This is a genomic window from Rhodococcus sp. USK13 (assembly GCF_018343855.1).
GTDB classification, from domain to species: Bacteria; Actinomycetota; Actinomycetes; order Mycobacteriales; family Mycobacteriaceae; genus Rhodococcus_F; species Rhodococcus_F oxybenzonivorans.
Genome location: NZ_CP069241.1, coordinates 321,533 through 340,900, shown reverse-complemented (window position 1 = coordinate 340,900; position 19,368 = coordinate 321,533). Strand labels below are relative to the sequence as shown.

The window sequence follows — 19,368 nt, the reverse complement described above, 5'->3', positions numbered from 1 at the left end:
CGGTGATCGACGTCAGCAACACCTCGGCGCGCTCCCGGGGCGGCGCCGGGGCTGCGGGGGAGAGGTCATCGGCCGGCTGCCTGGCGCGTGCGGCACTCTCCACGCCCACCCCCTTCCCGTCGTCGACCTGCGCGCACCGGTATGCGGGCGCGCTCGAACCCTAGCGTGAGCGGGCCCGGACCTGCACCGCCAACCCAGCCCACCTCCCACACCCGATCTGTGTGACGCAGGACACTGACGCGGTGTGGGAACCTTCCAGGCGGCCGCGGCCTCCAACTACCAGAACCACACGCCCCCGCCCGGCGACACCAAAACTGGACACGCACACAACCAGCGGGGACGAAAAACAGGGAAGGGACCGAAAAGACGATGAGGACCACCATGTGGAGGCCGGCCGCGGCTGTGCTCGCCGCCGCCGTGTTGTTGGCCGGCTGCGCCAGCACGGACGACCACGCCGCCGAACCCACCGGCAAATCCGGCGGCGACGCCGCCCAGAGCGCGCAGGTCGATCCGGCCGCCCTCGACACCGGCAGCTACCCCACCACCCCGGCCCCGGAGTTCGGGCGGGCCACCCAGGAGACGATCCTCGACGTCGATGGTCAGCGGCTCGCCGAGTTCACCGTCGTCCCCTTCGAGATCGACCCCGAACTGACCTCGGTGAAGATGCCCACGATGGTGATGCGCAGCGGCAAGAACCTCGGTGTCGTCCTCAGCGACGCCGCCGGTGACATCGCCCACAACCACCAGATGCTCTACGGCTACGTCTCGACCGCCACCACCCCCACCACGAAAACCACCGACCCGTCCCGGTCCGTTGTGCAGGCGGTGATGCGGTTCAACAACCCCGACGACGCCGCCGCCACCGCACGCGAGATCCACCAGAACCTGCTCACCGTCGACGACGGCACCGGCCTCGAGACCGCCGAGAACATCGGCATCCTGCCCAACACCCTCGTCTCGACCGGCCAGACGAACTTCTCGGCCGGCCCCGAGGTCTCGGTCAACGCGTTCACCCCCCACGGGAACTACCTGCTCTACACCTGGGCGAAAGCCCCCGCCGCAGAGAAGGACTGGACCGCGAAGGCCGTCGCGAAGGCCCTCTCCCTGCAGGAACCGCTGATCGACCAGTTCCCGGCCACCCCGACCCGCGCCCAGAACGGGGGACAGTCCCCGGAACTGCCCATGATCGACCAGGACAAGATCCTCATCTACGCCATCCCCGAAGACGACGCCCAAGCCCAACTCGGCGACGACATGGCCGCCTACGGCCCCCGCGGCATGGCGCACCGCTCCACCAACCCGCCCCTGACGTACAAGGTCCTCACCGCCGCCGGATCCGAGCACAACGCCGTCTACAAAACGACCGTCTACCGGGCCAAGGACGACGCCGGCGCCCACAACATTCTCACCGAATTCCACAACGATCTCCTCGCCGAGGGCTTCACCGCCGCCCCCACCCCGCCCGGGCTGAGCGACGCCAAGTGCGTCACCAAGGACACCGTCAACGGCACACAGGACTACTGCATGGTCGCCAACGGCCGCTACGTCGGTGAAGCCAGCGGCACCGACAACAAAAAGGACGTCGATCAGCAGATCTCCGCCCAATATCTGATCCTCGAGCACGCCGACCAGGACGCCGAATAACCCCCCGGACAAGCACTGTTCGCCGGCACCGCCCCGACGGGCCACGTCTTCGAGCCGCACAGGTCGCCGCCGACACCGGCGCGGTCGTCGACCGACCCGAACCCGCTCTGAACCATCGCGGCCACCGAGCTGCCAAGGGCAGCTGACCGGCCACAAATCCGCACCATCAGCAGAAATCCACCGAGACAGGGAGAACCCCATGAAGAAGCTCATCGCCAGTGCCGCACTGCTGGCGGGCATCACCTCGGCCGGCCTCGCGCTGGCGCCGACCGCCTCGGCCATCGACACCGAGGGTCTGTACAACCAGTGCAGCGGCTTCCACGACGGCAGCACCTGCTGGTCGCAGGAGCACGGCGTCTTCGAGCACCTCGACCTCGACGGTTTAGAGATGGGATACAAGCACAACTAAGGTTGCGCGAGTAGATGATTCGCCCGAGGACGGCGGCCGCGGGCTCCGCGGCCGCCGTCCTCGGGTCTCTCGCTCTCGGCGCCACTATGGATCGGATCTCCAGACGGTGCTGCCCAGGCCGAGGCTCGGCATTGCCCCCGGACTCATAACCCGCACACCGGACCCCGGTGTGACCCTCCCTTCAGACGGCGCAGGCCCGGTACTCATCGTGTGTGGATGACCGGCCGTTGCCGAGGCGTGTGCGCGCGACCGTTTCGTGGGAAGTACACTCAACGACGTTCGCAGAGCATCCCCCCAATTTTGCACTGTTGAACGCCCCCGTGTCCAGCGTCCCCCGGATCTGGACACCCGCGCCCCAGTGCCACCCCCCCGGTGCTGGGGCGCATTGCGTTCGGATGACCAGCACCCTCTCGGCGCTTGGGGTTCCCATCCCGAACCAGCTTTCGAACATCCATCCAAACGGAGAACGGCAGCGATGACCGAGACCGCCAGCAGCATGGGCCGCGTCCCTGTCGGCGATCCGATCCCGCTCCGCTTCGATCCGCAGACCAAAAATCAACTCGAGGAGATAGCCGCCGGGATCGGCCCCCGCCGCTTCGGCGCCCTGATCCGGGTGGCCGCCCACCGCCTGCTCGCCGACCCCGACCGCGTACCCGCCGCACTCGACGAGTACCGCCGCGCCTGCGCCGCCGCCCGGAGCCTCCCACGGGTGGAAATATTCTTCGACCTGGACCCGGCCACCGACCGGCGCCTCGAGGATCTCGCCCGCGACCACCACACCAAACGCAGCGCGATCGTCCGCGTCGCCGCACACCGCTTCCTCACCGCGGCGGGCCGCTTCCGACCCCACGTGCTCCGTGAGGACGCCCGCGGCGACCTCACCCGCCGAACCCGCCTGCACGTCAACCCCTCCACACTGGTGCGGCTGGACCGGCTCACCGGCCGCAACGGTGACGTCCTCACCCCCGCCGCACTCCGGGTCGCACTACGCCGGCTCCTCGACGACCCCGGCGACCTCACCGCAGACCTCACCACGATCGGGGCCGTCCGCGACCTGGCACCCGAAGTCTTCGGCCCACGCACGAATGTGCACTTCGATGACGATCTCCGCGACCAACTCGACGCCCTCGCGCGCCGGCTCGGGTCCGATCGCGGCGAACTGATGCGCCTGGCCGCCCACCAACTCCTGGCCCACCCGCATGGCCTCGAGCAGGCGGTGACCGACGAGATCTACCGGGGGGACGCGAACCGCGGCCAGCTCCTCGCCCGCAACGAACGCCGCAAAACCACCACCGCGGCCGCTACTGTGCCCGCCGCGGCGGTGAAGGCGCCGTCACCGGCCGGGCGCCCGTTCGGGAAGCCGCACTCCTTCCTCGTGGACGAGGACACCAAACGCCGACTGCACGAGCTCGCCGACGAGTACGGGCCCCGCCGGGTCTCGGCCCTGGTGCGGGTGGGGATCCGCCGACTGATCGCCTACCCGGACGCCGGAGCTGCTCTCGCGCAGGCCCGCCGCGTGTCCGCGCAGGCCCGGGAGGTGCCGCACGAGCGAATCACCGTGCGGCTCGAGCCGCCGACCGCCGACCGCCTCGACGCCCTCGCCGCCGCCTATGCGGCGACACCGGGTGATCTCGTCGCCGTCGCGCTGCACCGATTCCTCACCGCACCCGGTGACTTCCGGAATGTGCTGCTGGCCGAGAGCACCGCGGTCCAGCTCGAGGCGAAGTTCAGCGCGTCGATCCGCCCCTCGATCCGCCGCGAGGTCGAGCAGCTCGCCAACCAGTACGGGAAACGGTTGACCTCGGCGCTGGTGCGTGTCGCGGTCCGCCGACTTATCGACAACCCGGGCGATCTGACGGCCGACCTCACGGCCGTTGCCCCCGTGCGTGGTCTGCGGCCGGAGCCGCTGACTGCCAGAATCGCCGTCGCCCTCGACGACGAACTCCTCGTGCACCTCGACGCCCTCGCCGACCGGCTCGGCTCCACCCGGCAGGAACTGGTGTACCTGGCCGCCACACGCATCCTGCGCCACCACACCCACATCGAAACCCGGATGCTCGACGAGATGTATCGAGCCCCAGGCAACCGGCAGAAACTGATCACCAGACATGCCCGCCGCGAGCGAAGGCGCCGGAGTCACCGCGAGGACGGTGCTTGACCTGTGAGATGGTACGTGGGTCGGGCCCCGCACTACCGGAGGATCCCATGTTTCGATTGAATGAGCCTCGCCCTCATCGTGTCCACGGCGGCCGCCGCCCTGTCCCTGACCGCGACGCCGGCCCACGCAGCACCACCGCCTGTTCCGAGTGGGTTAGCACTGCAGTACTCCGTAATCGGTGCCATGTCGACGTGTGATCCCGGGACGGTGAACACTCATCAGGTGGAGCTACATTGCCAGCTACTCGGTGCCTTCCCGTATATGCACTTTCTTGTGTGGGGACCGGAGGTCCCCACACTCCTGCACTCCGTCGCGCTGTGCCCGCCGCTCCACTTCGGGTTCGGCCCTACCGTGCACGCCCGATAGGCGCCGGTGCGATTGACCTGCGGAAATGACACGTCCCAAGGGCTTGGCCCCCGGTTAAGGCGCAACCACCAGTAGGGTTCTGTCCTGCTGTAACGACAAACGTGAGGAATCGGGGAACTGTGGCGCGGAAGGTAATAGTCGAACTCGTCGACGACATCGACGGAACCGTCTTCGGTGACGGAGAAGGGGAGAACATCACCTTTTCCGTCAACGGGGTGGACTACGAAATCGACCTGAAAAGCAAGCACGCCACCAAGTTCCACAAGCAAATCGGCTACTTCATCGACTACGCCACGCGCACCGGTGGCCGCAAACGCCGCTCCGACCGACCCGTCGTTCCAGCCGTTGCCGACGTTCCGGTGGGGCGGCGCGGGGAAGTCAAGGAAATCCGGGCGTGGGCGGCCGAGCAGGGCTACGACCTCGCCTCCCGCGGCCGCATCCCCGCCGAGGTCGAGCAGGCGTTCCGCGACGCCCACTGAAAGGCCCGAAGAATGAGGCGGTCGCTGCATAATCCCTGGTACCGGGCATCGATCAGAAGAGCGGCGAGCGCCCGTTGGCTGACCACCGGTAGCCGGGGCCTGCGCGGAATGACCGGTGAACCAGTCGAACTCGACGATACCGAAGCCGCGACCGTGCTGGCCGCCCTGGTGGAAACCACGGGCGGGCGATGGCCCACCCGTCCGCGACGCATCACTCGGCTGCTGGCGCGCCTGGACATCGCCGGCAACCACCCTCACATGGCAGAGGTCATCCACCCACTGGTCACTGACCCGGCATGGCCACAACGAGCCCGCGAGATCACGGCGGCCGCGGCCGACTGGTAGCCCCAACTGGGCCTGACCGGCAAAGACATCACGTCCCCGTCCCGTTGGCGCCGCAGCGGGGTCCCACCAAAGTCGGTTGCCGAGGATGCGGCCGATCCACGACGATGTCCGTGTCAGTGCGTCGCCATGTCGGACTGCATCGAAAGGCGAGCTGTGGAGAATCCACCAGAAGAGGCGTACGGGCGGGTGACGAACCCCGGGCGGTTTGCGCCGTTGATTCCTGCCGCCGAAACGCTGATCGCCGATCTGCAGCGCCGTTTCGCCGTAACCGTCACCCGGGGGCCGGCGCCGCCGACACGCTCCACCAGGGTCACCACCCTCGAGCTTGTGGAGATCACCCCCGCTAAACCCGATCAGGCACCGCTGTCGATCACGTTCACCTCGTTCCCCGGCCTATACCTTCACGCAGGCGCATGGCAGAACTTCTCCTTACCGGCGTGCGGATGCGACGGCTGCGACGAGACCGCCGAGCAAGCCGTCGAGGAACTGGCCGATTACACCGAGGCACTGACCGCAGGACAGCTTTCCGAACGTCTCACCGGCCAGTTCCGCCCGGTAGTCGAGCACGGCTGGAACGGCGAGGACTGGGCGCGCAGCGGCACGAGGACGGTATCGGCAGGCGAGGCGAAGAAGCTACGACGCCAGCTGGTGCAACCGCCTGCGGACGGGAGTGGAAGCCCTGGTCACCACGATCCTGACATCAACGCGTCCTCCGGCAGGATAGGCGCCGGGAGAATGGGCAAGCCGAATACCCGGAGAGTGCACGCAGGTTCGATCCGGTCGTTATTCATGGTGTAGACCGATCCCGGCTCGTCATGGTTGCGCGCAGGGCTTTTGGGCTCGTGGATGATTTCAACTTCTAACGAGTGGATTCCATGAGTTAAGCGTGCAATCCGGGACTTGCTGGCGGATCTGGTATTCGTCGTCGCCCCGCGTGTTCCGCACCGTTTGCCGCCCCGATACGGGATTCTTCACTGGACCACCTCTACGGGACAGCAGCAGGTCAGGAACTTCCGGTTGAGGTTGCCCCTTGAGAGTGGACACCGGATTTCATGCGGCAACTGACAGCGTAGACGACGCGATCAGTTGTTGTTCGAACTCGACTGGGGCGAGGTATCCGAGGGCGGAGTGACGGCGACGCCGGTTGTAGTACGAGAGCCACTCGAACAACTCCATCCGTGCCTGCGACTTCGACATCCAACTCCGTCCGTGCAGCCACTCCCTCTTGAGTCCTTGGAAGAACGACTCGGCGAGAGCGTTATCGTAAGTCGAGCCGACCCGTCCTCGACTCGGGCGGATCCCATGACGGCGGCATACATCACCGAAAGATTTTGCGGTGTACTGGGATCCGCGATCGCTGTGGAATACGACCCCACGGACGTCACCACCACGGGTGCGTACCGCCATCTCGATCGCGTCCGTGACGAGCTCGGTACGCATATGGTCGGCGATGGACCAGCCCACCACCCGACGTGAACAGATGTCGATCACCGTCGCCAGATACAACCACGACGAGCCCACCGGAATGTAGGTGACGTCCCCACACCACTTGGTATCGACAGCCGTCGCGGTGAAGTCCCGCATCACCAGATCCGGGACCGGTGTTGCCGACTTGTCCGCGATGGTCGTGCGCTTGGTGCGGCGCAGGTGCCGGCCCACGACGTGGTTGATTCGCATCAGCCGGGCCACCCGCTTGCGGTTGATTTTGCGCCCGCGGGAGCGGAGTTCGGCGTGCACCCGTGGGGCGCCGTAGGCGCTGCGGTGCTTGGCATGGATGACGCGGATCTCGGCGACCGTCGCGGCTTCCTCGGCCTGGCGCTCGACTCGGGCCGGCTCGGTGGCCAGGTGCTTGTAGTAGCCGGAGCGGGAGGTCCCGAGCACCCGGCACAGCCGCTGCACGCCGAACTCGGCGCGATGGTCGGAGGTGAAGTGAAGTCCCAGCGGCGGGTCTTCACTTCACCTCCTTGATGCGAAATACGCGGCTGCCCGGCGCAGAATCTCGCGTTCGAGCTGCCATTCCTTTTCCGCACCGCGCAGCCGCGCATTCTCCGCGCGCAGCCGCGCGAGCTCGTCCGCCTCGGTCCCGTCGGCGCCGGTACTGCGGTCCTGCGAGCGCGCGTTACGGGCGGTGTCCTTGCGGACCCACGTCCGTAGCGTTTCGCCACTGACGCCCACATCCGCGGCCACCGCCGCGTACGTGCGTTTGCCGTCGGCCGCCCGGTACAGCGCGACCGCGTCTTTCCGGAATTCCTCCGTGTACAGAGACTGGCGTCCCACCTCGACATCCCTCCTGGCTCTCCTAGAACCATTGTCCGGGGTGTCCACTCAAAGGGTGCAGCCTCAGGGATGAACCCGGAGTCGAGTTGGTTTGCGACGGACAAGTACATCGGGACGGTGCCGCCTCGGGATTGCCCGGGCAATGTTCGTCGCAAGGCTGACCGCGTGGCCCGCACCCACCACGAAAACGGCACGGCGTGGCGATCCACCCCACCGCCACCAGGACGGCGACGTCGAGGGCTTTCATGTCGGGCACCGGCCAGGGGGGTTGGCCCGCGGAAACATCGATCGGGACACCCTCGCCGACAATAGTTGCCTGCCAGGGCCGGTGCTATGTGGACGGGACGAAACCGTCGTTGGTACATACCTGCTCTGCCGTGCAGAGCACTCCTGACCATCCGATATCAGAACACCTCTGCACTCAGCGGGGAACCCTCAGGAAGTCGTGCGGGCGATTCCTGAAACTGACACACAGTGTCAGTTTCAGAAGTGGGCTGCACGCGTTCAGAACTCGACTGCACGACTGGTCCGCCTACTCACTGGGTCGGATTAACGATTGACGACGCCACCTGGACTGATGGGCCACCCCGGTCGGGTTCGTATCGGCGTGGTCGTGCGGTTCTTTGGACACTCCTGGTAGCCTGCGTCAGTTCTAGTTGTGTGTCTGTTCCACGACCCAGGCCGCGACCTGTGCCCGGGAGGTGAAGCCTAGTTTGGCCAAGATGTGCTCCACATGGCCTTGTGCGGTACGAGGTGAGATCACCAGGCGGTCGGCGATGGCCTGATTCGTCAGGCCTTCGGCGATCAGGTCGGCGACTTGGCGTTCCCTCTTGGTCAGTCGCACCGATGTGTTTGTGGCCGGTGCAGGGGTGCGGGGCGGGTCCTCGTGGAGGGCGTAGGCGATTGCCGTGTCGACATCTAGACGTTGGCCCCTGCGGTGGGCCGCTGCGAACTTTTCGTCGCCAAGCTTTTGCCGAGCTTGCTGGTTGTATTTCTGATGGTAGGAAAATAGATCGGACTGTATCACCGCAGTGCTGTCCAACGTACGCGCTAATCCTTCGGCGGCCCCCAGTAGAACCGCGGCCCGTGGCGCGTCACCCAGTTCGAAGGCTATCCACGCCAAACCCTCGAGGCATGATGCGGCGAGGCGCCGACTGTGCACTTGCCTGGTTAGCTTTAATGATTGTTCGAGAAGCCGGACCGCGCGATCGGTATCGCCTTTTCGCCACACGGCAATGCCCAAGGCCCACAGCGAATGCGATCGATATGACGTCTCACCGGACTCTTCCAGAATCGCGAGCACACGCTCGTGGCATTCGATCGCCTTCTTTGTCGATCCATGCAGTCCATATGCCAGTCCCAACGGATGCAGGATGGTGGTTTCGAGGATGCCTGGTTCGTGCGTGCGTGCCCCGCGCTCGCGGAATTTCGCGCGGGCGGTTTCGAGCTGGGAGCATGCACGCGCGTGGTCACCGCTGTAGAGTGCCAGCATGCCGTCGGCGTATGCGACAAGACCGAGCATCACGGGGTCGCTGGTCTGCGCGGTGAGCGCGCGTGCCTGCGCTACGAGTGCGGCCCCCGACTGAAGATCACCCTGCACGTCTGCCAGCACACTGTCGGAGAATAATGCCTTGATCCGGTCGACGGTTGGTTCTCTGGGGTCATGGGCCAGCAGGCGGTCGAGCCAACGCCGCCCTTCCTCGCCGTATCCGCCCTGCGAGGTCCAGAACCAGAAAAGTGCGGCGGCGGTGCGCAGGCCCGCGGCGGGATCGTTGTCAACGCAAAACTCGAGGGCCTCCCGCAGGTTCGGCTGTTCTCGCTTGAGTCGGGTGATCCAATCGAGCTGGCGGGCGCTGATCCACTCGGCTTCAGCATCGAGCGCCAACGCCTCGTACCAGTCCCGGTGCCGGCGGCGCAGGGCGCTGTCCTCGCCACTCTGCTCGAGTTTCTCGTGGCCGTATTCGCGGAGGGTCTCGAGCATCCGGAAACGCACCACCGACCTGTGCTCCTCCCGGATCAGGATCGACTTCTCCACAAGGGATGTCAGCGTGTCGAGCAGCTCATCGGGATCCATGCCCTTGCCGCAGACCTGCTCTGCGGCATCGAGTTCGAAGCTGCCCGCGAAGACCGCCAGCCGCCCCCACACCAGTTGTTCACGGGTGGTGCATAGTTCGAAGCTCCAGTCGATGCACAACCGGAGCGTCTGTTGCCGAGTCGGTGTACCTCGGCGGCCGCGGGTCAGCAAAGTGTAGCGGTCGGTCAGCCGCTCGAGGATCTGCTCGGGCGACATCGCTCGCAACCGCGCCGCGGCAAGTTCGATCGGCAACGGCAATCCGTCGAGCCGGTGGCAGATCCCTGCTACCGCCGCCGCGTTGTCCTCGGTGAGCGCGAATCCGGGAACGGCGGCGCCGCCGCGTTCGGCGAACAAGGTCACCGCGTCATATCTGGGTAACGCGCGAAGAGAGGGCTTCTGGTTGGGATCGGGGACGGCCAGTGGGGGTACCCTCAGCACGACCTCTCCGCCGATGCCGAGGGGTTCGCGGCTGGTGGCCAAAATTCGCAACCGCGGACAGGTGTGCAGCAGGAGGCCCGCGAGTTCGGCGACCGCGTCCACTATGTGTTCGCAGTTGTCGAACACCAGCAGCAGTTCTCGCGGTGCGATGAACTCGAGCAGGACGTCGCGCAACGGCCTCTCCGAGTGATCCCGCATCCCGACGGCAGCGGCCATTGCGTCGATCAATGACGCCCCGTTGTGCAGTTCACCCAGCTCGATCAGTCGCACGCCGTCGGTGTACTCGCGTTGCACGACCGCTGCGACGCGCATGGCGAGGCGGGTCTTGCCAACACCGCCGATTCCCGTCAGTGTCACGAGCCTGGACCCGGTGAGCAGGTTCTTCGTCTCGGTGAGCTCGTGTCGCCGACCGATGAAACTGGTCAGTTCCAAGGGAAGACTCCCCGTGTGGCCCAGCGTGGAGGGAGCCATGGACCGTCGGTCGCCGCCGGACGCCCGTCCTTTTGCACCGATCTCTGGGTCGAACTCTGCATTGGGTTCCGCGCGGAGGGGCATCTCGTCGACCGGGAATGTGTGGTTTCGCTGAAGGGCTCGCAGTTCCCTTCCGAAATCGGCGGCGCTGGCGGGGCGCTGACCCGGGGTCCGGGACATCGCGCGGGCGATCACGTCGGACACGTCGTCAGGAACTCCGTGCTCACGCGCGTCGGGAGCCAGTTGCGTCGTGATCCGCAGGAACTGGGCGACGACTTGCTCACCGCTGCGGCGTTCGAACGCGGCATGGCCGGTGAGGGCACTGAACAGGGTGGCCCCGAGACTGTAGACGTCGGCAGCCGGGCCCGGCGAATCACCCCCGAGGACCTCCGGAGCTGTGTAGGCTGGCGACCCGGTGACGGTGCCGGTGGCGGTCTCGAAGCCGCCGCTGATGTGCGCGATCCCGAAGTCAGCCAACTGCGGCTCGCCGTACTCGGTCAGCAAAATGTTCGCGGGTTTGACGTCGCGATGGAGGATTCCGAGTCGGTGCGCGGACTCCACGGCACCGGCCATCTTCACCCCGAGCCGAAGAACCTGCTCTAACGACAACGGACCCTCTTTCCGGAGCAGGGCCTCCAGCGAATCCTGCGGGTGATACGGCATCACGATGTAGGGAAGCCCGCTGTCGGTGGCGCCCACCTGCAAAATGTTGACGATGTTCGGATGCCCGGTCAGCCGGCCCATCGCCCGCTGTTCCCGAAAAAATCGGGCCCGATTCTCGTCGTCGAGTTCGACGGTCAGTACCTTCACCGCCACCGTGCGGTCCAGGGCAGTCTGTGTGCAGCGGTAGATCACGCCGAAGCCGCCTCGGCCGATCTCGTGGACAGCGTCGAAGCCGGCGCCTCCCAGCTCCGTGGCCGGGGAGAGCCAATACCGCTGCGTGTCGAGCGGATCACCCTCACCCATCGGACGGTCTACTCACTCCGTCGGACTCGAGTTCCTGCAGGCTGGTCCCGACGGAACGATCAGCCCAGGATACAACCGTGAACTTCCTCTCGATGGCGTGCTCTCAAGGATATCGCTGCCATCTGTTGGTGGTAACTCGGTCGCCGCGGTCATCGCCGACGGACCACCCACCTGTCATAGCGACGGCAATGCCGGCCGTCGCCGTGCTGATCATAAGTAAGTAGCCGGTGTCCGCCCATAATGATCCGTCGGTCCGATCGGGTCGGGTCCTCGCCGGTGAGGATGGCCGCGCTCTCGCGCGCACTTGGTGTACGTCGGATTTTCTTGCGCCCTCATGCCCCCGGCTGGGCCCGCCGCTACCGCGGCCCTGCTAGACAGAATGTCCGTACGCCGCGGGCATTCCCCGATGTCGTGCGTCGGATTTCCGTGTGACCAATGACGTGCGAGCAGCTACACCCGGGAGAAGAATCCCATCCACCAAGAGCGATTACCTTCACCGTCTCCAGCGACCAGACCCACCCCGAGCTCAAATCCGCCAACGGAGACCCGGTCCGTCGTTTCGCAGGTCGTTGACGCCACAAGGAAGGCCTCACCCGCGAGCAGAACGTGATGTAAGACTGACCGACCGCACATTACAAAATGGAGCGTCGTTTCCGTAATAGGTGGCGAGGTCGACGTCCACCGAGTCCGCCGTCGCCGACAGTCCGGCGGAACGACGCCTTGCCGTTTTGGCGCGGCAGAGGTCTACGGGCAGGTGTAGGAGCTGGCGGTCTAGGAAACAGAACCTAGACCGATGAGGTGCAGGAGCCCTTCGGAGCCCACCCGAACAGGGGCGATGTTGAGGTTGCGTTCGACGAGCCATCCCATAACTGTCAAGCGTAGATGTTCTGCGAATTCGCCTTGCGGCCGAAATTCCGAAAATTCGCCGCTCTCTCGACCGAGTCGAGCGATGTGCTCGAAGGTTCGGCGTTGCATATTAGTCCGTTGTTCGAGCAGGGGCGCGAACCGCGCATTTCGGTATGTCTCGATTGGGAGCGCGGTGAGGAACTCTGAGTACCATGGCAAACTGTCGCCCGCTCGTTCGGCGGTTGCGACGAGTGCCGTCAACGCGTCGCGGGCGGTGCGTTGGTTGACTGTGCTCATGTGGAGTAGGTCCCACAGGCGGATGATGGAGGCGTTGAATACGGCCTCGTACAGCGACTCCTTATCGGGGTAATAACGATAGAAGGCACTACCCACAATGTCGGCTCCTTTGCATATTTCGCCGACTGTCGCTCGATCGAAACCGCGTTCCGCGAACACGTGGCGTGCCGAGTCGATGAGTCTGATCCTGGTCTCGGCGCTATTGCTCTTCACGGGGCGGCCGCGTCGCTTTTTCACCGGGATGTCCTCCGGGGTGACGGTTTCGTGGGTCACGCCACGGCTCCCGTGGAGATGTCGACGGCGAGGTTCTTGAGGGAAATTGTCAGGTCCGATGCCTGTGTGCGAGGAACGGTCATAGTTCTCCCCAAGATTGTCCGAACGTTCACAAAGTCGACCGGACGGTTCACGCACTGTGCGCCGACAAGACGTTCGTCATGGTAGAACAAGACCGAAAATGCGTCAGAACTCGAATCGCCTCGAAGCACCCCGACCGTTTCGGGATGCGACACGTCGCCGACGATTTGCAACTTAAGGTTGCCCTGGTTCGACCAAAACCACGGGGTCAGTTGGTACGGCATCGGTGCTCCGAGCAACGTCCGCGCTGCGTTCTTGGCCTGCTCGACGGCGTTGTTGACACTCTCGATCCGGCATCGCCCCCACTGGTTGTTCGTCGGATTCGGCATCGATGCGCAGTCCCCGGCTGCGACCGTGGCGCCGTCCGAGGCGACGGAAATTTCGTCGACCAGTATGCCGTTGTCGCACGCAAGCCCCATTGACTGTGCGAGTTCGGTTCGCGGGTCGACCCCAATTCCGACTATGACGATATTGGCGGACAACGTTCGTCCGTCAGTAAGTCTCACGGATTGGATTCTGCCGTCGAGGCCGATAAGTTCCCGAACGCCCGATCCGAGTACTACGTCGATGCCTCGTTCGCGATGCGCTCGAAGGAAGTAGGAGGAGATCCTGTCGTCCACCGCGCGGGCCATCAGCCGATCGGCTGCCTCGACTACCGTAACGTGGCGGTCACCTTCGTTCGCTGCCGACGCCGCTTCCAGCCCGATGAATCCGCCTCCAATGACCACGACGTCGTGGGCGTCGTCAAGTTCCTTTGCCAGGGACAGCGCGTCGTCCATATCTCGCAGATAGAGAACACCTGCCAGATCCGACCCCGGAACGGGTATGTGCCTGACCCTGGCTCCTACAGTCAGCGCCAGGTGTCGGAACGGGTGCACCTGTCCCGTGTCGGTTCGCGCGCGCCCGCCTTGGCCGTCGCGATCGACGTCGATCACTTTCTGAGAACGGACCAACGTGATGTTGTTGTCCGAGTAAAACGCCTCATTTCGGAGGATCAACGATTCGGCGTCGGCCGTCCCACGGAGAAGCCCCTTCGACAGAGGAGGGCGCTGGTAGGGGAGATGCCCCTCGTCGCTGATCAGGGTGATGGATTCGGTGTATCCCCCCTCGCGTAGGGAAATTGCAAGCTGCACGCCGGCTTGGTTTGCTCCGACGATCACCGCGCCGCTCGACATCAGTACTGGCTCTCCGGCGTGCGCACGCGCAGCGTACGAGCACCTGCCGGCCGAAGCTGACACGAGAGTCTGGAGTGCGGCATACGTTCGGTGGCAACGCCATCGAGCATTTCGTCCTCGAGATCTTCTACTGGTTCGAAGGCATCCGTGCTGTCCTCGTCCAAGTAGACATGGCACGTCGAGCAGCTCAACGCTCCGCCGCATTCGCCGACGATACCGGGAATACCGTTTCGCACTGCGGTTTCCATGATGGAACTGCCGGATTCCACCTCTTGGACGTGAGATGATCCGTCGGCGTGCTCGAATATCACTTCTGGCATGTTATGTCTCCTTAGGGAATCGGCAGTCACCGCAAGCTGAGGTGTAGGCGCTTTGGCCCGTGCATTGTGAAGGTCGGTTTGAATTCCACGGGCGCTAAGAGCTTCATGCCCGGGTACCGTGTGACGAGGGTAGTTACAGCAATCTCGGTTTCCATGCGTGCGAGCCACGCTCCGAGGCATCGATGAATCCCGTATCCGAGGCCTACGTGTTGTGCGGCATTGGCGCGCTGGATGTCGAGCCGATCCGGGTCGGTGAACACCGCCTCGTCGCGATTGGCCGCCGCGAGTAACAGGCGCACCGACCGACCTTGCGCGACCGGGTGGCCCGCCACCACACCGTTGCGTCGCGCTACACGACGAACAGACTGCACAGAGCCGTTGTGGCGAAGGAACTCATGGACGGCCCCTGCGGCGAGAGATGGGTTGGACCGAAGGCGCTCGAGCTCCGTGGGGTTGCGCAGCAACGCAATGACACTGTTGCCGATCAGATTGGTCGTCGTCTCGTGTCCCGCAAAGAGCATCAGAACCAACATGCCTGTGAGCTGTTTCTCCGTAAGCCGAGTCCCGTTTGGGTTGCTGTTGAGAAGGGCACCGAAGAGGTCGGTCGAATCCCCGCTGCTGCGCTTCTCTGCGACGATCTCCGAGACCAGCCCGCGAAAGTTCGTGTAGGCCGCGTACGCGGCGTCGAGATTGGTGTGACCGGTGTCGAATGCTGTAGCCAGTTCATCCGACCAGGCGCGGATATCGGCGTTGCGTTCGCGGCCGATCCCAAGAATGGCACAGACCGCGTTCAGTGGCAGTGGGAAAGCAAGCTCTTCGATGAGCTCGATCGCGCCACGTTCGTCCGCCGGCATCAGGAGCTCGTCGACGAACGATTGGATCAGGTCGCGCATGGCAGCGATGCGCCGTGGAGTAAAGGCGAACTGAACGACGTCGCGTAACCCGGCGTGGACGGGATCGTCCGTGTCATTCATCCAGCCGCTCTCAAAATCGGCCAGCTCGTACAACTTCGCACGCTGTTCGTCGGACAATGTCGACACCGGCCCGCCGCCGTAAATTGTTCGGTCACGGGCAGATGAAAACGTCTCGGTATCGCCGAGCACGGCACGAACATCGGCGTGTCGGGACACGATGATGTCGTCGCCGAGATCGATCACCGGAGCGTCAGCTCGGAGCTGCTCGTAGAGGTCGAACTGGGATTGCAGGGCGCCGCCGTCACCTCGGAGCAGAGTGGTGAGGTCGCCCGTGAAGTCTGCCGCGGGTGTGCTGGTCATCACGCCGGATTCCTCTGATCGTATTAAATGAAAGTGTTCACATTTTTATATAATCGCTCGAGCCTGCTGTCAATAGCTGGAGGCCATGACGCGGCTAGTTATGTGTGAGTACTCAAAGTGCAGAGCAGGACGACAAGATGGATCGGTAGCTGTGGTGGCTGGAAGCTTTCACCGGTGATCGGCAAATGGGAAGGATCCGAAGGCGGCTGCGCCCGGGTAACCGCACATCCGGGCACTGCAATGAGCAGGCGTTTTTAGGTGTCTTGACGATGTACACATCGCAGGGCGCATGGTGCGCCACCCAATTCGCGACGCTACCGGCACACGGCCCATTCCCTATATACGACGGTTGCCGACCACGATGAGGGTTCGCGCCCGCCGTTCCGCCCCATCGGCGATCCTGCCGCTTGCCCAAGCAGAATTGGCGGTGACGTCCGGGGCCACGAAACGCAAATCCACCGCCGTCTGTTCGGCCTGGGTGTGCGCTTCTCCAGCTGAGGTCAGCGCGCGGCGATCGCTACCGCCGCCAGCGGGGTCGCACCTGTTTGTCGAAAGCGGCTAGCACGTGGAGGCCGGCGCCGGTCGCGGTGGCGAGGCGTGCGGCGGTCTGGGCTTCGGTGAGGGCTGTTTCGCTGCCGTCGACACCGACGACAACGAGATCGGGCATGCTGTTCCTATCGCTGTGCCGAAGTACAGCGCCCGCGCAAGTTTTGCTAGGAGATATCAGGAAACCTACGCCTCGTGTCTGGTGCCTCGCAGCAGCTCGGGTGTCTCGGGGCCGTCTCGCGTGGTGAAGACGCCATCATCGTTGCCATGCGCCACCTCTCGGTAGTGGATCAGGAAGTCAGCACCGTGCATGCGCTGATGCCCGGAGCTCCGTAGACATGGGTGAATCCGACCCGCGGGTCATTGCGGACCTGCCGGTCGCCCGCTGCACCCCGTAACTGCAGGACGACTTCATGTACCTGACGGAGCCCGGAGGCGCCGACAGGCTCACCGTTGGCCAGACAGCCACCGTCGGTGTTGACCGGGATGCGGCCGCCCAGGGCGGTCGCGCCCGCCTTGACGAGGTCAGTCTGTTCCCCGTGCTCGCACAGTCCCGTTTCGGCGAGGTGGATGAGCTCCGCGCCTGCATCGGTGTCCTGCAGTTGCGCGACGTCGACATCGCCCGGTGTGATGCCGGCCGCAGCGAATGCATCGGCCGCGGCCGCGACGGACGGGCTCGCGTCGGCGTTGGGTGGAAGCCAGCTCGAGAACACTTCGAAGGACCCGAACGGCCGGGTGCGCATGGTCGACGCGGCGAGTTCGACCGGTCGGTGCGGGTGATCGGCAGCGCGCTCGGCTGTCGTGAGAACCACCGCGACCGCGCCCTCGCCCGGTGAGCAGAGCATGTACTGGGTCAGCGGTGGATTGATCACTCGTGCGGACATGATCTCCTCGACGGACAGCGGTGAGCGCCGCCAAGCTCCCGGATTCACTGCGCCTGCAGCGAAGGCTTTCGCGGCCACCTCGCCGAGCAGGTCGTCCGGAAGTCCGTGGGTATCGAGATACCGCCGCGCCTTCATCGCGAAGAATTGGGTTGTGACCATCAATCCCGCACGGCCATACCAGTCGCCGTGACCGTAGTCGGCAGGCCGTGACCCAAAAGCTCCGCGACCGTGCTTGTCGAAGCCCAACACCAGTACGGTTTCTGCGTCACCGGCCCGAATCGCGCGTGCGCCCGTCTCTAGGGCGACGGTTGCGGTGGCACATCCATTGCGTACGTTGACGAACGGGATTCCGGTGAGGCCCAGTGACCCGACCAGGGTGTCGGGCTTGCCCGACTCGTTGCTGCCACCGACAGCAAAATCAACGTCGTGCCACGATATTTGTGCGTCGGCGAGGGCCGCCCGCGCTGCGTCGACGCCCATCTGCCGACCGGTAAGATCTGGGGCGAGACGCCCGAATTGAGTTCGGCCGATGCCGACCACAGAAACCTTGCGTGAACTCATGCGTGGACCTTCTTCGAGGGCGCGAATGCGTACCCGGCGAGCTCCGTACCGTCCGGTCCATCCCAAGTCCACGGCACCAGGTGCATTGCATCGCCGGTGGAGAACTCACCAAGCTGCGCATCTATCCGAGTCTCGATCACCACGTCACCGAGGTCGACGTAGCCGAGGCAGAACGGTTCGAACCCGTTCGCGGGTGTGACGAACGGGGGGCGCGGGGCAAAGGTCTGCACGGTCCATGTCCACAGCGTGCCCACAGGGGGCAGGTCGATCGGGGCCATGGTGCGTTCGGTGCACCGTGGGCAGTCGGGTTGTATCGGGAACGTGACGGTACCGCACGCGGTACACCGCGACCCCGCCAAGACCAGCGGATCTCGTTGTGCGAAGAGTCGGTCTGTCTCACTGGGAACGTCCGGGACGGTGCGCACGTCGATCACCCGTTCTCGTCCGAGATCTGTACCAACGCCTTGCCGACGTTGCCACCGCTCAGCATCGACAAGAACGCGTCGGGTGCGTTGTCGAGCCCCGACGTCACGGTCGTACGAGATGTGATCGACCCGTCCCGCAACCATCCGGAGACACGATCCTCGAATTCGGTGCGCAGATCCTCGTGATCGCGAACGATGAAGCCACGGATGGTCAACCGCTTGAGAGTTGCTTGGATGAGGTGCCCGATGGGTGGTGAGGCGTCGCGATCACAGAGATCGGAAATCATGCCGCACAGAGCAACCCGACCACGTTCGCGTAGCGCACCCAGCGCTGCCACGAGGTGGCCGCCACCTACGTTGTCGAAATACAGATCAATTCCGTCCGGCGCGGCCTCGGCGAGACCCTTCGGTAAGTCATTTCGGTAGTCGATGCCGGCGTCGAAGCCGAGATCGTCGACGAGCAATGAGGCTTTCTCCTTCCCACCGGCGCTGCCGATCACCCGGTCCGCACCCAGCTTTCGCGCGAACTGTCCCACAGCGCTTCCCACCGCGCCTGCTGCGGCGGACACGAAAACGGTGTCACCAGCAGTTAATTCCCCGGCACGAATCAATCCTGCGTAGGCGGTGAAACCCGTCTGGCCGAGAATGCCGAGCCAGTCCTGTAGCGGCGCCCTCGACGGATCGACCACCGCGGCGCCGACAGAGTCGACGACGGCATGCTCGCGCCAACCGAATCGGTGACGGACATGAGCGCCGACCTCGATGGCCGGGTCCTTGCTCTGGAGCACGACACCAATTGCGGAACCGTCGAGCGGAGCACCGACAACGAAGTTCGTGGTGTACTGCTTCTCCGTCGTCTCCATCCGGCCTCGCATCGCAGGGTCGACACTCATAAAGATGTTTTGCACGAGCAGCTGCCCGTCGCCGAGCTCGGGTAGCTCGGTTGTGGTGAGCGCGAAATTCTCGGGACCCGGTTCCTTTGCAGGTCGAGACGCCAGTGTCACCATGCGGGTCACGGTCACTGTAGTAGTCATGATGCTTCCTAGTGGCTTGTATGGC

General features: G+C 64.7%; 16 protein-coding genes and 2 pseudogenes. 7 read left to right on the top strand and 11 right to left on the bottom strand.

Going from position 1 to position 19,368, the window contains the following annotated elements; all coding sequences use genetic code 11:
* Positions 1-369: 369 nt before the first annotated feature.
* The 7 genes from JQT59_RS01580 (at position 370) to JQT59_RS01550 (ending at position 6,199) form a co-directional block, all read left to right on the top strand.
* Positions 370-1,644: a DUF7373 family lipoprotein gene (locus JQT59_RS01580; RefSeq protein WP_249353592.1), complete on the top strand. Its 1,275-nt coding sequence runs from the start codon at positions 370-372 to the stop codon at positions 1,642-1,644.
* Positions 1,645-1,843: 199 nt separating this feature from the next.
* Positions 1,844-2,053, top strand: a complete 210-nt coding sequence (locus tag JQT59_RS01575; protein WP_213571346.1) for a hypothetical protein — start codon at positions 1,844-1,846, stop codon at positions 2,051-2,053.
* 475 nt (positions 2,054-2,528) lie between these two features.
* On the top strand, positions 2,529-4,211 hold the full coding sequence (locus JQT59_RS01570) for a ribbon-helix-helix protein, CopG family (RefSeq protein ID WP_213571345.1): 1,683 nt from the start codon (positions 2,529-2,531) through the stop codon (positions 4,209-4,211).
* A 60-nt stretch (positions 4,212-4,271) separates the two neighbouring features.
* Positions 4,272-4,577 carry a hypothetical protein gene (locus JQT59_RS01565; protein WP_213571344.1) on the top strand — a complete coding sequence of 102 codons (306 nt, stop codon included), beginning with the start codon at positions 4,272-4,274 and terminating at the stop codon, positions 4,575-4,577.
* A gap of 119 nt (positions 4,578-4,696) precedes the next feature.
* Complete coding sequence (locus JQT59_RS01560; RefSeq protein WP_213571343.1) at positions 4,697-5,056, top strand: histone-like nucleoid-structuring protein Lsr2; 360 nt, start codon at positions 4,697-4,699, stop codon at positions 5,054-5,056.
* Positions 5,057-5,164: 108 nt separating this feature from the next.
* A complete protein-coding gene (locus JQT59_RS01555) occupies positions 5,165-5,401 on the top strand; it encodes a hypothetical protein (protein ID WP_213571342.1) in 237 nt (78 codons plus the stop codon).
* 153 nt (positions 5,402-5,554) lie between these two features.
* The gene (locus JQT59_RS01550) at positions 5,555-6,199 is read left to right on the top strand and encodes a DUF6226 family protein (protein ID WP_213571341.1); all 645 of its coding nucleotides are present in this window, start codon (positions 5,555-5,557) and stop codon (positions 6,197-6,199) included.
* A gap of 252 nt (positions 6,200-6,451) precedes the next feature.
* On the opposite strand, the pseudogene JQT59_RS01545 reads toward JQT59_RS01550, so the two are convergent.
* From JQT59_RS01545 to JQT59_RS01500, 11 genes and pseudogenes are all read right to left on the bottom strand, one after another.
* Positions 6,452-7,678: pseudogene (locus JQT59_RS01545) on the bottom strand (IS3 family transposase).
* 652 nt (positions 7,679-8,330) lie between these two features.
* On the bottom strand, positions 8,331-11,627 hold the full coding sequence (locus JQT59_RS01540) for a protein kinase domain-containing protein (RefSeq protein WP_213571340.1): 3,297 nt from the start codon (positions 11,625-11,627) through the stop codon (positions 8,331-8,333).
* Between the two features lie 771 nt (positions 11,628-12,398).
* A complete protein-coding gene (locus JQT59_RS01535) occupies positions 12,399-13,043 on the bottom strand; it encodes a TetR/AcrR family transcriptional regulator (RefSeq protein ID WP_213571339.1) in 645 nt (214 codons plus the stop codon).
* Positions 13,040-14,299 carry an NAD(P)/FAD-dependent oxidoreductase gene (locus JQT59_RS01530; RefSeq protein WP_213571338.1) on the bottom strand — a complete coding sequence of 420 codons (1,260 nt, stop codon included), beginning with the start codon at positions 14,297-14,299 and terminating at the stop codon, positions 13,040-13,042. Before JQT59_RS01530 ends, JQT59_RS01535 begins: the two co-directional genes overlap by 4 nt.
* Positions 14,299-14,619, bottom strand: coding sequence for a 2Fe-2S iron-sulfur cluster-binding protein (locus JQT59_RS01525; RefSeq protein WP_213571337.1), 321 nt, complete (start codon positions 14,617-14,619; stop codon positions 14,299-14,301). Before JQT59_RS01525 ends, JQT59_RS01530 begins: the two co-directional genes overlap by 1 nt.
* A 26-nt stretch (positions 14,620-14,645) precedes the next feature.
* A complete protein-coding gene (locus tag JQT59_RS01520; RefSeq protein ID WP_213571336.1) occupies positions 14,646-15,776 on the bottom strand; it encodes a cytochrome P450 in 1,131 nt (376 codons plus the stop codon).
* A 634-nt stretch (positions 15,777-16,410) separates the two neighbouring features.
* Entirely contained in the window at positions 16,411-16,560 is a 150-nt protein-coding gene (locus JQT59_RS36605) for a universal stress protein (RefSeq protein WP_249353590.1), read from the bottom strand.
* 169 nt (positions 16,561-16,729) lie between these two features.
* Complete coding sequence (locus tag JQT59_RS01510) at positions 16,730-17,884, bottom strand: thiolase family protein (RefSeq protein WP_213571335.1); 1,155 nt, start codon at positions 17,882-17,884, stop codon at positions 16,730-16,732.
* Positions 17,881-18,162 (bottom strand): OB-fold domain-containing protein, encoded by a 282-nt coding sequence (locus JQT59_RS36600; protein WP_249353589.1) that lies wholly within the window; start codon positions 18,160-18,162, stop codon positions 17,881-17,883. Before JQT59_RS36600 ends, JQT59_RS01510 begins: the two co-directional genes overlap by 4 nt.
* Positions 18,163-18,177: 15 nt before the next feature.
* Positions 18,178-18,309 (bottom strand): annotated as a pseudogene (locus tag JQT59_RS38235) (zinc ribbon domain-containing protein); the annotation flags it as partial.
* Between the two features lie 5 nt (positions 18,310-18,314).
* On the bottom strand, positions 18,315-19,343 hold the full coding sequence (locus tag JQT59_RS01500; RefSeq protein WP_213571333.1) for an NADP-dependent oxidoreductase: 1,029 nt from the start codon (positions 19,341-19,343) through the stop codon (positions 18,315-18,317).
* Positions 19,344-19,368: the final 25 nt, after the last annotated feature.

What these genes read in the sequence shown, in the direction of transcription:
- JQT59_RS01580 (WP_249353592.1), top strand. Translation starts at nt 370, where the DNA reads ATGAGGACCACCATGTGGAGGCCGGCCGCGGCTGTGCTCGCCGCCGCC.
- JQT59_RS01575 (WP_213571346.1), top strand. Translation starts at nt 1,844, where the DNA reads ATGAAGAAGCTCATCGCCAGTGCCGCACTGCTGGCGGGCATCACCTCG.
- JQT59_RS01570 (WP_213571345.1), top strand. Translation starts at nt 2,529, where the DNA reads ATGACCGAGACCGCCAGCAGCATGGGCCGCGTCCCTGTCGGCGATCCG.
- JQT59_RS01565 (WP_213571344.1), top strand. Translation starts at nt 4,272, where the DNA reads ATGAGCCTCGCCCTCATCGTGTCCACGGCGGCCGCCGCCCTGTCCCTG.
- JQT59_RS01555 (WP_213571342.1), top strand. Translation starts at nt 5,165, where the DNA reads ATGACCGGTGAACCAGTCGAACTCGACGATACCGAAGCCGCGACCGTG.
- JQT59_RS01540 (WP_213571340.1), bottom strand. Translation starts at nt 11,627, where the DNA reads ATGGGTGAGGGTGATCCGCTCGACACGCAGCGGTATTGGCTCTCCCCG.
- JQT59_RS01530 (WP_213571338.1), bottom strand. Translation starts at nt 14,299, where the DNA reads ATGTCGAGCGGCGCGGTGATCGTCGGAGCAAACCAAGCCGGCGTGCAG.
- JQT59_RS01525 (WP_213571337.1), bottom strand. Translation starts at nt 14,619, where the DNA reads ATGCCAGAAGTGATATTCGAGCACGCCGACGGATCATCTCACGTCCAA.
- JQT59_RS36605 (WP_249353590.1), bottom strand. Translation starts at nt 16,560, where the DNA reads ATGCCCGATCTCGTTGTCGTCGGTGTCGACGGCAGCGAAACAGCCCTC.
- JQT59_RS01510 (WP_213571335.1), bottom strand. Translation starts at nt 17,884, where the DNA reads ATGAGTTCACGCAAGGTTTCTGTGGTCGGCATCGGCCGAACTCAATTC.
- JQT59_RS36600 (WP_249353589.1), bottom strand. Translation starts at nt 18,162, where the DNA reads ATGGCCCCGATCGACCTGCCCCCTGTGGGCACGCTGTGGACATGGACC.
- JQT59_RS01500 (WP_213571333.1), bottom strand. Translation starts at nt 19,343, where the DNA reads ATGACTACTACAGTGACCGTGACCCGCATGGTGACACTGGCGTCTCGA.